Here is a 13,008-nt window from a genome sequence, read left to right as displayed (position 1 = left end):
ATGCGCGCAGCCCTGCGCGCATCCAGTCTCTCAACCAGGAGCGATGACCCCGGCCGCCCTCCTGCGCCGACATCGAGCCGCCTCTCCAGGAGATATCCATGATTGTTGAAATTGCCGAACTGAGGGTCGATCCCGCCAGGCACGAGGAATTCGGCCAGGCCCTGACCCAGGCCGTGGCCGAGGTGCTGTCCAAGGCCGGTGGATACCGTGGGCACAGCATTCTTGCCTGCATGGAAACGCCCGGCCGCTACGTGCTGCAGGTGAACTGGGAGACCCTGGAAGACCACACCGTGGGCTTTCGCGAGTCACCCGCCTTCGCGCAGTGGCGCGCCATCATCGGCCCGTACTTTGCGCAGGCACCGCATGTGGAGCATTTCGTGGTGAAGGATGCGCAGGCGAACTGAGCCTGGCATCTGCGGCCGCGCCGCCCGCCCTTCGTGGGCGTGGCGGGCGCTGGGGACGGGCTTGCATTGGCTTGCGCAGCGGGCCAGCCCGTGCGAGCAAGGGCTGCGCACGCACTCAGCCCAGCTTGTGCCGTGTCCTGAGCAGTCCCACGCCCAGCGCGATGAAGGTGCCGCCCACGATGCGGTTGAACAGCTTGGCGTGTGCCACCAGGTGGCCCTTGATCAGGGAGATGAGCAGCACGTAGCAGGCGTGCGAGATCAGGGCGCAGACCGCGAAGGTGGTGGTCAGCACCAGGTACTGAGTGAGCAGCGGCTCGCCCGGGACGACAAACTGGGGAAACAGCGCCGAGAAGAACAGGATGGCCTTGGGATTGGTCAGCGACACGCCCATGCCCTGGGCCACCAGTTGCCAGTTCCTGCGCTCGCGCCGCTGGGTGGGGGCCAGGCCCGCATCGCTGCCCAGCAAGCCGTCCTTGCTGCGCCAGCGCTTGACGCCCAGCCAGATCAGGTACATGGCGCCCGCCACCTTCATGGCCAGAAATGCATGGGCCGACATGGCGAGGATGGTCCCCATGCCGATCATCGCCAGCCCGGACACCACAAAGATGCCGACCGAGCTGCCCAGCGAGCTCAGTGCCGTTCGCCTTGCGCCCACGTCCACCGAGTTGGAGATGGCCAGCAACACGGCGGGGCCAGGGGTGAAGCACATCAGCAGCGAGACGCCGCAGAAAACAAGCCAGTGGGCGATGGTCATGATCGGGGGGAGGTCGGTGGGGTAAGACAGCCGACATTCTCGTGCAATTGGGGGGTCTTCGCGGCCTTGGCGTTGCCAATGGCACCGGCCCGTGCAAACAGCTGCATGGCCCAGCCCGCGCAGGCCGCCGCACAGGCCCAGACCAGCCCCCAGCCCTGGGCCGACAGCAGATGCGGTATGGCCAGGGGCACCAGAAAGCAGACCGCGAACACGGAGGTATTGGCCATGCCCAGCGCCGTGCCCGCGCGGGCTGCACCGGCCAGCCCGGCCAGCTGCGTGTAGGCCACGCCATGCCAGGCGGACACGCAGATGCCGCAGATGCCCAGCATCACCATGAGAGCCACACCCATCGCGGCAGACCCGGCCGGGTGGCCGGCCCAGCTCAGGACCGCAAGGCCCGCGAACAGCGCCAGGGTGAGCTGGCAGCAGGCGCGCAGAAAGGCGGGCCTGTTCCGGTGCCTGTCGGTCCAGCGGCCGCTCCAGATCCGCAAGGCCATGGAAGCCAGTTGCACGACCGACATGACGGCCGCTGCCGCGCCCAGCCCCAACTGGGCATGGTCATGCAGGAACACCGTACCGAAGGACAGCACGGCGAACTGCGGGGCGCACAGGATGCCGATGCCGGCGGCCATGCGCCAGGCCTGCAGATCGCTCAATGGGCTGGGCGTGGGGGTTGCGGCGCGGTCCGGCGCGGCGGCCTTGCCTCGAAGCGGGGACTGCGGCGGCTCCTGAATCCACAGCGGGGCGAATGCGGCAGCCCCAAGGCACAGCGCAGCCAGCACGCCATAGACGGCGGCAAAGCCTGCATGCGTGGCCAGGCCGGTCAGCAAGGGCGCGCCGATGGCGCCACCCAGCGGCACGGCGGTCTGGCGGATGCTCATGGCCAGGCCGCGCTCGCCTTCGGCAAACCAGCCCATGACTGCCCGGCCGCTGGCGCCGTTCACGCTGCCGCCCAGCAGTCCCACCAGCACCAGGCCGCCAGCCAGCAAGCCAAACGGCGGGATATGGGCCGGCGACGGCGAAGCCCATAGCGCCATGGCCGCCAGGGCCACGGCCGTGCCGCACAGGCCGAGCAGCAGCACCGGCCGGTCGCCCCAGCGGTCCGTCAGCAATCCCCAGGGCAATTCACTGAGCGCAATGCCCAGGCCCATCAGCCCCAGCGCCAGGCCCAGCGTCCGGGTGTCCAGCTGGTAGCCCGAACGCATGAGGATGGCCGTCATGGGAATCCCGCTGAAAACCACGGAAAACGCGGCATTGGCGATGACGCCTGCCGCCAGCACCTTCCATCGGTGGCGGGGCGGGGCGGGCAAGGGCAGGGGGCCCGGATCGGCGCCGGGTGCAGGAGAAGAGGAGGTCATGGGCGTCAGTATGTTGGGCCTCAACCATCCTGAAAATCACATAATTTCGTATCTACAATCCATTTTTTCAGCACGATCGGGAGCTTGGCAATGACACGCGTTCTCTATGACCTGGATGTGCTGCGCACTTTTTGCACCGGCGTCGAACTGGGCAGCTTTGCCCGGGCGGCGGACCGGCTGGGCCGCTCCACATCGGCCGTCAGTGCCCAGCTCAAGAAGCTGGAGTCCCAATGCGGCACGCCCTTGCTGCGCAAGTCCGGCCGGGGGCTGGTGCTGACGGAGGCGGGGGAAACCTTGCGCGGCTACGCGCTGCGCCTGCTGGAGCTCAACGACCGCGCCGTGGCGGCCGTGCGCGGCAGCGAGCTGCGCGGCCTGGTGCGCCTGGGCCTGCAGGAAGACCTGGGCGAAAGCGTGCTGCCCCATGTGCTGGGGCAGTTCGCGCGGGCCCACCCGCATGTGCGCATCGAGGCCAGCGTGGCCCGCAGCGATGAACTGCGCGAACGCATGGCCCTGGGCCAGTTCGACCTGGCGCTGCTCTGGGATGTGGGCATGAACCATGCCTGCGTGCATGGCGAGCACATCATGCGGCTGCCGCTTCAGTGGATTGGCCCGGCATCGCTGGATGCGGCCGAAGCCGGCTGGGCGCGCGGCCTCAACGGCGGGGCGCAGGGCGATGAGGCGCTGCCCCTGGCCATGCTTGAGGCGCCTTGCCCCCTGCGGGACATCGTGACGGCCGCCCTGGACAAAAAGGGCCTGGCCTGGCGGCACGCCTTCAACAGCGCCAGCCTGACCGCCGTCTGGGCCGCCACGGCGGCCGGCCTGGGCCTGTCCGTGCGCACGCCGTTCGGCCTGCCCGCCCACGTCAGGCCGCTGGATGCGCAGGCCCTTGGCCTGCCGGCCCTGCCGTCCATGGACCTGATCCTGGGCCGCGCCGCGCTGGATGCCCCGGAGCCCGTGGACCGCCTTGCGCGCATCCTGGTCGATGCAGTGCGCGAGCATGTGCGCAGGCAGGAAATCGCAATTTGAATTTATTTCTTCGTGATCAGGCCACTGAAATACTCATTCAAGTCACGAAAATCCTTCACCGTCCAGGCATGGGGCGGTACTTTCACGCCGTTTTCCCGCAAGGTCCGGGGAATCAAATCTCCATTCGGGCGAAGAATGACGGACGAGACAATCACGCCCGGATAATCATGCAGCCTTTTTCTGAAGGCGGCGGTCGTGAGGTCGGGCGTGGGAGGGTTGCTCTTGTTGGCCAGCGGGCCCGTGCCCCTGGCGTCTGCCCCGTGGCACATGGCGCATCTCGATGAATAGAGCTGCTTCCCATTGCTGTTGTCCGCAAAGCAGGGCGATGCCTGAATGGCCAACGATATTCCCAATGACGCGGCGAGGAGTATTTTCATTTGCTCGTGGATTTTTTGTATGAATCTGATCCGCCGCGATCATATTGCCTTCCACGGCCACGCTGGACGCTTGCCTGGCTGCCAGCCACGCGCCCACGAAAAAGCCCTGCAGTGCAGGGCTTGTGAATGAGGCGACAGGGCGCGCCTGGCTTACTTCTTCGCGTATTCGAACTTGGGCAGTGCCTTCAGCGCGTCCTTGGTGGCGCCGGGCAGGGTGATCTTGTTGTTTTCCACGCGGAACTGGTTAACGGGAATGGCCACGTCATGCTTGCCCATGCCCAGGAAGCCGCCTGCGCCGATGATGGCGTACGACACGGCCTTGTCGGGTGCGACGATCACATCGTCGATCTTGCCCACGGACTTGCCTTCCTCGTTGTAGACGCTCTTGCCCAGCACGGACTTCTTCAGGCTCCAGCCCGTGGCCACGGCCTGGACTTCAGTGGCCGCCACGCCCAGCGTGGTGGTGCCTGCCACGGGCTGGGCCCAGCTGGTGGAGGCTGCACCTGCGATCAGTGCGGCAGCGATCAAACCCATCTTCAGCGTCTTGTGACCTGTCATAGAGAACTCCTGGAAAACAAAATTTGAAGCCCTCATTAGGAGCGCTGCGCAAGCGCACGGAGATCGGAAAAGCAAGCAAAGGCCTGTCAGCCAATCGAGCGGCGCGGCGAGGAGCTTGCCTACAAGCTCCCGCAACCGTGCGCTGGCGGGGTGCAGGCCCCCAATCAGATGGCGCTCAGATGCTCATACAGAATCACCGAGCCGATGCCGATCAGCAGCACACCGCCAACGGCCTCCGCCCAGCGGCCCGCAATGCTGCCCAGCAGGCGGCCGACCATGACGCCCAGGGTCACCATGGCGAAGGTAGCAAAGCCGATGGCCAGGGCCACGGTGGTGATGCTCACATCCAGGAAGGCCAGGCCCACGCCCACGGCCATGGCGTCGATGCTGGTGGCGAATCCGGTGGCCACCAGCAGCCAGAAGCCGTGCCGGGCGGGCTTGGCCTCTTCTTCGCCGTCGGCGGCCTTGAGGGCGCCCAGCAGCATGCGGCCGCCCAGCACCAGCAGCAGCACGAAGGCAATCCAGTGGTCCCATGCCTTGACATAGTCGGAAGCCGCATAGCCCAGCGCCCAGCCGGCCAGCGGTGTCAGGGCTTCGATGATGCCGAAGATGGCGCCTGTGCGCAGGGCTTCGGACCAGCGGGGTTTGAGCAGGGCGGAGCCCTTGCCCACGGCAGCGGCAAAGGCGTCGGTGGACATGGCAAAGGCCAGGAGCAGGATGGATGCGGCGTTCATCTGGGAGGGGTTCTTCACGGCCGGGCAAGCGCACAACGGCACTTCACCGCCGCCCGACCTTGTGACCTGTGTCGCGGTGAAATGCCGATGGTCTCGCCAACCGAAGAACGGATGCCTGCACCACAGCATGCAGGATGCCGAGTGTGTTGACGCAGGCGCTTGCAGGTTGCAAGCAGGCTACTCCCCAAGGGATGCGCGATTCTAGGAGCGCGGGGCGTGATCGGGGCCTATGCCCCCATCGGCATGCGGCTCTCTGGAAATGATTCGTATCTTCGCGGCTGCCGCTATTTTCCGTTGGCGTACCGGTTGCGCTCTTCAACGAATTTCCTGATTTCCGACGCTTCAATGGGCCTGCTGAAATAGTAGCCCTGTATTTCATCGAAACCCAGGGAAACCAGTAAATCAAAGACTTCGGCGCTGTCAACGCCCTCTGCCACCAGGCGATAGCCAAGATCCGAGGCCATGGTCATGATGGATTTCAATACGGACAGGGCCCGGTCATTGGTATCGATGTCGCAGACCATGGACCGGTCTATCTTCAATATCTCGGCAGGCAGATTCTTGAGTGATGCAAGATTGGAATATGCGGCGCCAAAATCATCCAGTGCAACCTTTATGCCGAGTTTTCTGATGTCTTGAAGCGCCTGAACCGTGCCCTGGCCTGTCAGCACATCGCTTTCTGTGCACTCGATCACGATGTTTTTCAGCGGAACGCCGTGCTGGTTGCACATGGCGTTCAGGTAGTCCGGAAAATCGACCTCATCCAGATTGCGCGGGGAGATGTTGATGGAGACCTGAAGATCGAGTTTCTCGGCTTTCCAGGCCGCCACCTGCGCCAGCGCCGTTTTGATCACGAACCGTGTCAGGCTGTGGATCAACGGCGTGGCTTCAACCAGGGGGATGAATTCGCTGGGCGGGATTTCTCCCATTTGAGGATGCTTCCAGCGTATGAGGGCCTCCAGCCCCTTGCAGCTGAAACTGTGGTTGTCGAATTTGGGCTGGTACACCAGCCGCAGCTGCCCATTGCCCAGCGCATGTCCGAAGTCCCGCAGGAGCCGATAGGACCTTTGCTGGAGACTGTCCTCATTCTCCTCATAGCGGTGAAATGATCGTGCGTTGTATCCGGCCTGCTGCACGCACACCATCGCGTTGCGGATGACATCGTCCACCTCGTGCTGGTTCAGGTAGAACCGCACCACGCCTGCCCTGGGTTGAAGTTCGAACCGCAGATCGGCGCTGGTGATGGGTTTTTGCAGGTATTCCAGCAATTGGTTGACCAATGCCTCCTCATCTTCTTGCCTGCCTGCGCTGATCACCCAGGCAAACCTGGCCAGGCCCACGTGGTAGACGGTAGCGTGCGTCCCCGTCATGTCCGTGACCGCCTTGGCAATGTCGCGCATGAGCTGCTCGACATAGCTCAAGCCCAGCGCATTGCTCATTTCCAGCAGGCTGGCGTGGTTGAGCACCTCCATCAATACCAGGCCGCGTGCCGCTCCCGGGGCCAGAATGCAAAGGCTCTTCAGGTCCAGCTTGAGTTGCGTGCGATTTGGCAGGCCCGTGACTTCGTTTGTTTTTCCAATTCTGTGATGGTATTGGAGTTGAGCCTGAACGATGGCGGCCATGGCTTGCAGTTGCTGGCCTTGCTCTTCGGAGAATGTCCTGGGCCGGGTATCGATGATGCACAGGCTGCCGATGGCGTGACCGGATTCCATGATCAAAGGCACACCTGCATAGAACCTGATATTGGGCTTATGGGTGACCAGGGGATTTTCTGAAAATCTGCTGTCCAGGTGCGTATCGGGAATCACCATGATTCCTTCGTTTCTGATGGTGTGGTCACAGAAGGCATCCGTGCGCAGGCTGCCATCCATATCCACACCCACAGGTGCCTTGAACCATTGCCTGTGCTCGTCCAGAACCGTGATGATGGCAATTGGAGCCATGAACATGCGGCTGGTGAGCTCGGTGATGCGCTGAAATTCCTTTCTGGCATTCAGGTCCAGGATTTCAGCGGTCTGCAGTCCGAGCAGTTGCTCTTTCTCGGATTCGGTAGTCCAACGGGTAAGCATCGATTTCCTGCCTCAGTGAACCCATACTATAAAACTGCCGCGCCTTTGGGGGTAAAGGGATTACTGGGCATCCAGCAGCGGTAAAAGCTCCTGCAGTTTTTCCAGTGCGCCTGGGCCTTGAAGCTCGGAGATGGTGCCCAGCGGCTCCGTGTCTTCCACAATCACATAGGCCATGGACCACTTGGCAAAACGCCTTTGATCAATGCGTGCCTGCGGAAACAGGGGCGTGAAGTTGATGTGTCTTTCATCGCGCGAGATGGACTCCACCAGCAGCGCCAGTTGCTCTGGCGGCCCTTCGACATACTGGAAGAAGCGTTCACCGTCGAAAACCAGCATGCCCGTGATCCCGGCCGACCAGTTGAAGGTGCGCGCCGCCTTGATGATCGCCGCGATGCATGTGGTGTCAGCCCCTGGGGCCAGCTGGCTGTGATAAAGGAAACATTCGAGAGAATTTTCTTGCATACCCTCCGCCTTTCTGAGTTGTTGGGCGGCGATGGTATTCGTTGCGCGAGGGGGGGTCACGTAGGTGCGCAACCCGTTGTTGCATATGTAACCATACTCCTTGCACCCTGGGCCTGGGCGGCTGCGGGGCCAACGAGAACAAGCCCCCACAAACGCTGGCGGGCAGGGCTTGCGGGGGCTTGTGCAAGAGGAGGACGGTGTTCCAGTCCTGGATTGACGTGGCCGGCCTCACAGGCGCGGCATAGCCTTCATTGCTGCTGCTTTTGCGGCAAGGGCTGGCCTATCTGGCGCTGGTTGGCCTTGGTCTGCTGCTGGGTGTAGTTGCCGTCGCTGATGGGCTGGCCCATCTGCATGGGGACATACGAACGGTGGTGGGACCCTGCCATGGGAATGAGCTGCTTCATGGAGAGAACTCCTGATCCGGCGGGTGGCGTCCGGGGCCGATGTCGCCGGTCTTTAGGGATTGCGGGAAGAATGCAGCAAGTGTGTGGCGCGCCGTGAAATCCAGGTGTAGGAAAGATCGGAAGCCGTGTAGTCAAGCCTGCGCAAATGCAAGAAAGCGCTGACCTGCACGAAGGGGCAGGGCACCCCTTGGCACAGATCAGCGCTGTACAGGCCGTGCCTTGTCCGTCAGAACTTCAGGCTGTCGCTGCCTTCGGCGCGCAGCGTCCTGGCGTCGAAGTCCACCGAGAAATGGTCGCTGGGCTTGCCCGAGCCCAGGCCCTTGAGGATGGAGAACACCTGCTTGAAGCTGTACTGGAAGGGCTGGCCCACGGGCGTGCTGTCGGCCAGCTTGTCGCCTGTTTTCTGGGGCGCCGAGGTCAGGGCAGGGAAGGCACTCATCAGCAGGCGGTACTGCTCCACGCGCTGCTTGCCCATGTCGTTCAGCGACAGGCCGCCCGCGTAGACGGTGCGGTGGAAGTCGCCGTAGAAGGTATAGGCCGACACCTTGGCCAGCGCGTTGAAGTCCACGCCCGCGGCCTGGGCCTTGGCGCGGGCGGCGTTCTCGGCCACGCTCCAGTCGGCGGCCCACTGCGCGGCATTGCCGGCCACGGGGCTGCCTTGCAGGCAGCCGGCGCTGGGCTTGAACGGCACGGCAACGCCTTGCGCGGCCAGGCCGGCGAGCTGGGCGTAGGTGACCTTGGTGTCCAGCTGGGCCATGGTCAGCATCTGCTGCAGGTTGAGCTGGCTGACCAGGTCCTTCATGTCGCAGGCCCAGTACTCGTCCAGGAAGCGCAGGCGCGACAGCTCGCCGAAGTAGCGGCTGGTGAAGTCGCCATAGCTGGTGCTGGACAGAATGGCCTTGTCCCAGCGGCGCTTGGCGTCCTCGGGCTTGCTGCTGCCTTCCACGTACTTCCATTCCATCTCGTACAGCGGAAAGAGCTCGTTGAAGCGCGGCACGTTGTTCAGCGCCACGGTCTGCACGTCCACCTTGCGCGGCGTGTCGAAGCGCACGATCTTGTAGGCCGCGCCATAGACGGCCAGCGACGGCGACTGCACGTTCACCAGGTACTTGCCGCTCTTGCTCAGGTAGTCGTTGGTGCCGTTGAAGTGCATGTGGCCGCCGATGTGCAGCGGCAGGCCCGTGGCGGCCACCGCCTCGGCCGTGGCCTGCTCGGGCACCCGCGCCGTCTGGAAGGCGCCGGGCTTGAAGGCGGCCTTGATGGCATCGGTCTGGTTGGCGTAGAAGTCCATGGTCGGGTAGTGCGAGAAGGCCACCAGCTGCTTGCCCTGGGCCTTGGCGCGCGCGCTCACCGATTCGATCCACGCCATCACGCTCTTCTTGTGCGTGGTCATCTTGTTCCAGCCTGCATTGCCGGCGCCGGTGAAGCCCTTGGGCGAGTTGGGCTTGGCGGGGTCCAGCTTGTCCGGCACGAAGACGTTGGCGTCCACCGACAGCAGCCACAGGCCCTTGACGGGCTCGACCAGGTAGCTCACATCGGCAATGCTGGTGCAATTGGTGTAGCCGGCCTGCTTGAACCTGCCGCCTTCGCCTTCCTTGCAGATCTCGTAGCTGCGCTGGCCCAGCTGGGCCTGTCTGGCCGCCTCGGCATAGCTGTACTTGTCCTGCGCGTAGGTGCTGTAGGGGGTCTCCCAGTACACGTCCTTCTCATTGGGCATCAGGCCGTAGGGGGCCAGGTCGCGCAGCAGCGAGGCATAGCCTTGCTCCATCAACTGGTCGGTACAGACCACGTTGGCTTCGGCGTTCAGGCAGCCCTGGTAGTTCTTGGCGTAGACCTTGACCGTGCTGCCGTTGGCGGCCATGAAGTCGTCCTTGCCCTTTTCGTCGTCGTCGTAGGGGGCGACAGGGTCATGGTTGCCGGGCGCGATGAAAAAGCGCATGCCCTTTTTCTCGTACTCGGCCAGCACGGCGCGAAAGCCGTTCACGTTCAGCGGCTGGCCGTCGTCGGAGAAGTCGCCGGGAAAGGCCACCAGCTTCACGCCCTTGGCCAGCGAATCGTCCAGCGCGGCGCGGAAGGCGAAGTAGTTCTCGTTGAACAGCCGCGTGGAAGTCAGCTGCGCATACATGGTGCGGATGGTGGCGAACATGCCATTGGCGGTGGGCACGCCCTTGAAGCTGCTGTTCTTGAGGTCGCCGTACACATCCTGGAAGTGCACATCGGCCATGAAGGCCACGGCCTGGCTGTTCGTTCCCCCATCTGCCCTATCGCCATCGCTGCCACCGCAACCCGCCAGGACCAGCGCTGCGGCACCGGCCACCATTCCCAATTTCCAGACTTGCATTCTTCGTGTTGCGCGGGGCGCTCTGATTGACAAAGTCCGGCATTGTCTGCAGCCGATGTTTCATGGGTGTGACAGGGCAACCCAGCCTGGCGTGGTAGACGGCGTCCGACTTTTGCACGGGGGCGGGCGCGCGGCGGGCACGCCGATTGCCATGTATCCATGGCCTGCAACCACAGGCGGAGAGTGCCCATGAATTCCATGAATCACCCCTTGCTGAGGCTGGCCGATTCAACCTCGGCTCTCAGGCCCGGCAAGTACACGGACCACCGCAGGTCGGCCGTCTTGCCGCAGCTGCGCAGAATCGGCGTGTTCCGCGCGCGCCGCTTTGGGGATCTGCTGTGCGCCACGCCCGTTCTGCGTGCATTGGCTGCGGCCTGGCCCAAGGCACGCATCACCCTGGTGGGGCTGCCCGAGGCCGAAGGCCTGGCGCAAAGGCTGTCTTCGGTCGATGACTTCGAGCTGTTTCCCGGCTGGCCCGGTCTGCCCGGCGTGCCCTCGGCCAAGGCCGATGAATACAGCTTCTTCCAGCGCCGCATGCGTTCGCGCCGCTTTGACCTGGTGGTGCAGCTGCACGACTCGGGCCGCAACACCAATGCCCTGGTCGCCAACTTTGGCGCGCGCCGCAACGCGGGCTTTGCGGACCCCGATGACTGGGTGCCCGAGGCGGATGCGCTGCGCTTTGTGCCCTGGCCCGGGCACGGCAGCGAAGTGCTGGGCCTGCTGGCCCTGACCGACTACATGGGCCTGCCGCGCCGCGGTCTCAAGCTGGACCTGCCGCTGAATGCCGATGACCGCGCCCGCGTCCGCCCGCTGCTGCCCGCAAGCCGCCGCTACGCCATCGTGCACCCGGGCGCGCGGCTGGCTGTGCGCCGCTGGTCCGCCAGCGGCTTCGCGGCCGTGGCCGACCGGCTGGCGCAGGCGGGGCTGGAAGTGGTGCTCACCGGCAGCGAGGACGAGCGCGCCCTGGTGGCATCGGTGGCCGCGCAAATGCGCCACCCCGCGCTGGATCTGAGCGGCCGCACCGACATCTGGATGCTGGGCGCGGCGCTGGCATCGGCCAGCGTGGCCGTGTGCAACAACACCACCGTCTCCATGATGGCTGCTGCCCTGGGCACGCGCAGCGTGGTCGCCTCGCAAGCCGGCGAAGTGGACCGGGGCCCGCCGCTGGACCCGCAGCGCCACCGGGTCTTCACCCCCGGCAGCGATGCGCATGCCGCCGAACTGCTGGCGCAGGCAGCGCTGGCGCTGGCCGATGAAGAGCTGGCGTGAGGCATGCCCAGGGCCAGGGTACCCTCGGCACCCTCGGCACCCTCGGCGCCCTCAGTGCGGCCGCCCGGGCGCAAGCGGGACCAGTTCCATCCGGTCCCGTCCCTTGCGCTTGGAGGTGTAGAGGGCTTCGTCGGCCTGCTTGAGCCAGTGGGACAGCTCCACCCCGGGCTGGTCGAACAGGGTGGCACCGATGCTCAGCGACACCGGCTCCGGCGTCTCGAACAGGGTCCGCGCCTGCTGCGCGAAGGCCTCGCGCAAGTCCTGGCCCAGCGCCTGCGCTGCCGCGTGGTCGACGCTGCGCAGCACGATCACGAACTCGTCCCCGCCCAGCCGTGCGGCCAGTGCGCCGCGCGGCAGCGCGCTGCGGATGAGGTCGCTCAGGGTCAGCAGCAGGCGGTCGCCGGCATCGTGGCCGTGCAGGTCGTTGACCTGCTTGAAGTGGTCGATATCGATCAGCAGCAGGGCGCAGGGGCTGGCCGCTGAGGCCTGCTCCAGCAGTTGGGGTGCGCGCAGATAGAGCGCGCGGCGATTGTCCAGTGCGGTGAGCGGGTCGCGGGCGGCGATCTGCGCGATGCGTTCCTCGCGGCGATGGCGCTCCGTGCCGGTCATGGACATGGCGAGCAGCATGATCGCCATCACGCCTTCCACCAGCGAGACCAGGATCACCGTGCCGTGGAAATTGGCCAGGTTGATGAAGGTGTCCAGCGCCACGGCCGAGGCGGCCTTGGTGAAATAGAACAGGCCGTGGACCAGCAGAACGAAGCGCAGCTGCGCCGCGCCCACGCCCAGCGTGCCGCCGTGCGGGCGCAGCAGCAGGCTGGCGCGCAGGCTGATGACGGCGATCAGCAGCGACTGCATGCCCAGCATTGCCCTGGACCACCACGGCCCGCTGGGCAGAAACAGCATTGCCAGCCAGACGACGGCCACCAGCCACCACAGGCGCGGCAGCCGGGTGTGCGTGAACGCGGCAACGCCGGCCAGGAACAGCCAGTGCGCGCAGATCAGCAAGCCGTTGGGAAACCAGATGCCCAGCAGCATATGGCCGCTGGAGCGCAGCAGGGCCAGCACACAGCCCACGGCGATGATGGCAAACCCCCCGCTCCACAGCAGCAGCGAGCGTTCGCGCACGCTGCCCCATTCCGCAGCCAGATACAGCGCCGAGGCGGCGGCCATGGCCGTGGTGAGAACGAGCAGGGTGAAGGGATCGAGAACCATGGACGATGAAGATATCGGCGCAGGCAGGCCCCGTGCA

General features: G+C 64.8%; 13 protein-coding genes and 1 riboswitch. Of the genes, 3 read left to right on the top strand and 10 right to left on the bottom strand.

Going from position 1 to position 13,008, the window contains the following annotated elements:
• Positions 1 to 98: 98 nt before the first annotated feature.
• Positions 99 to 404: an antibiotic biosynthesis monooxygenase family protein gene (locus DACI_RS22180; protein WP_012206206.1), complete on the top strand. Its 306-nt coding sequence runs from the start codon at positions 99 to 101 to the stop codon at positions 402 to 404.
• Between the two features lie 115 nt (positions 405 to 519).
• Here the strand turns inward: DACI_RS22180 and DACI_RS22175 are convergent, their stop codons facing one another.
• Positions 520 to 1,158 carry a LysE family translocator gene (locus DACI_RS22175; protein ID WP_012206205.1) on the bottom strand — a complete coding sequence of 213 codons (639 nt, stop codon included), beginning with the start codon at positions 1,156 to 1,158 and terminating at the stop codon, positions 520 to 522.
• Positions 1,155 to 2,516: an MFS transporter gene (locus DACI_RS22170; protein WP_043782274.1), complete on the bottom strand. Its 1,362-nt coding sequence runs from the start codon at positions 2,514 to 2,516 to the stop codon at positions 1,155 to 1,157. The genes DACI_RS22175 and DACI_RS22170 overlap by 4 nt, the downstream gene beginning before the upstream one ends.
• Positions 2,517 to 2,606: 90 nt before the next feature.
• On the opposite strand from DACI_RS22170, the gene DACI_RS22165 reads away from it, so the two are divergent.
• Entirely contained in the window at positions 2,607 to 3,542 is a 936-nt protein-coding gene (locus DACI_RS22165) for a LysR family transcriptional regulator (RefSeq protein ID WP_012206203.1), read from the top strand.
• Positions 3,543 to 3,544: 2 nt separating this feature from the next.
• On the opposite strand, the gene DACI_RS22160 is transcribed toward DACI_RS22165, so the two are convergent.
• From DACI_RS22160 to DACI_RS22135, 7 genes are all read right to left on the bottom strand, one after another.
• Positions 3,545 to 3,919 carry a cytochrome c gene (locus DACI_RS22160; RefSeq protein ID WP_043782271.1) on the bottom strand — a complete coding sequence of 125 codons (375 nt, stop codon included), beginning with the start codon at positions 3,917 to 3,919 and terminating at the stop codon, positions 3,545 to 3,547.
• Positions 3,920 to 4,069: 150 nt separating this feature from the next.
• On the bottom strand, positions 4,070 to 4,477 hold the full coding sequence (locus DACI_RS22155) for a PRC-barrel domain-containing protein (RefSeq protein WP_012206201.1): 408 nt from the start codon (positions 4,475 to 4,477) through the stop codon (positions 4,070 to 4,072).
• Positions 4,478 to 4,641: 164 nt separating this feature from the next.
• Positions 4,642 to 5,211, bottom strand: coding sequence for a manganese efflux pump MntP (gene mntP / locus DACI_RS22150; RefSeq protein WP_043782270.1), 570 nt, complete (start codon positions 5,209 to 5,211; stop codon positions 4,642 to 4,644).
• A gap of 19 nt (positions 5,212 to 5,230) precedes the next feature.
• Positions 5,231 to 5,402: riboswitch (yybP-ykoY riboswitch) on the bottom strand.
• A 93-nt stretch (positions 5,403 to 5,495) separates the two neighbouring features.
• A complete protein-coding gene (locus tag DACI_RS22145; protein ID WP_012206199.1) occupies positions 5,496 to 7,280 on the bottom strand; it encodes a putative bifunctional diguanylate cyclase/phosphodiesterase in 1,785 nt (594 codons plus the stop codon).
• A gap of 60 nt (positions 7,281 to 7,340) precedes the next feature.
• Complete coding sequence (locus DACI_RS22140; RefSeq protein WP_012206198.1) at positions 7,341 to 7,742, bottom strand: BLUF domain-containing protein; 402 nt, start codon at positions 7,740 to 7,742, stop codon at positions 7,341 to 7,343.
• A 248-nt stretch (positions 7,743 to 7,990) separates the two neighbouring features.
• Positions 7,991 to 8,146, bottom strand: coding sequence for a hypothetical protein (locus tag DACI_RS32415; protein ID WP_012206197.1), 156 nt, complete (start codon positions 8,144 to 8,146; stop codon positions 7,991 to 7,993).
• A 226-nt stretch (positions 8,147 to 8,372) separates the two neighbouring features.
• Positions 8,373 to 10,487 carry a metallophosphoesterase family protein gene (locus DACI_RS22135; protein ID WP_012206196.1) on the bottom strand — a complete coding sequence of 705 codons (2,115 nt, stop codon included), beginning with the start codon at positions 10,485 to 10,487 and terminating at the stop codon, positions 8,373 to 8,375.
• A gap of 189 nt (positions 10,488 to 10,676) precedes the next feature.
• Here DACI_RS22135 and DACI_RS22130 point away from each other — a divergent pair, with 189 nt between their 5' ends.
• The gene (locus DACI_RS22130; protein WP_012206195.1) at positions 10,677 to 11,756 is read left to right on the top strand and encodes a glycosyltransferase family 9 protein; all 1,080 of its coding nucleotides are present in this window, start codon (positions 10,677 to 10,679) and stop codon (positions 11,754 to 11,756) included.
• Positions 11,757 to 11,807: 51 nt separating this feature from the next.
• Here DACI_RS22130 and DACI_RS22125 read toward each other — a convergent pair whose 3' ends face one another.
• A complete protein-coding gene (locus DACI_RS22125) occupies positions 11,808 to 12,971 on the bottom strand; it encodes a GGDEF domain-containing protein (protein WP_012206194.1) in 1,164 nt (387 codons plus the stop codon).
• Positions 12,972 to 13,008: the final 37 nt, after the last annotated feature.

The sequence above is a fragment of the Delftia acidovorans SPH-1 genome (assembly GCF_000018665.1).
Lineage (GTDB): Bacteria > Pseudomonadota > Gammaproteobacteria > Burkholderiales > Burkholderiaceae_C > Comamonas > Comamonas acidovorans.
Note: the sequence above shows the minus strand (reverse complement) of the source record. Positions and strands in the feature narration are given on the sequence as shown.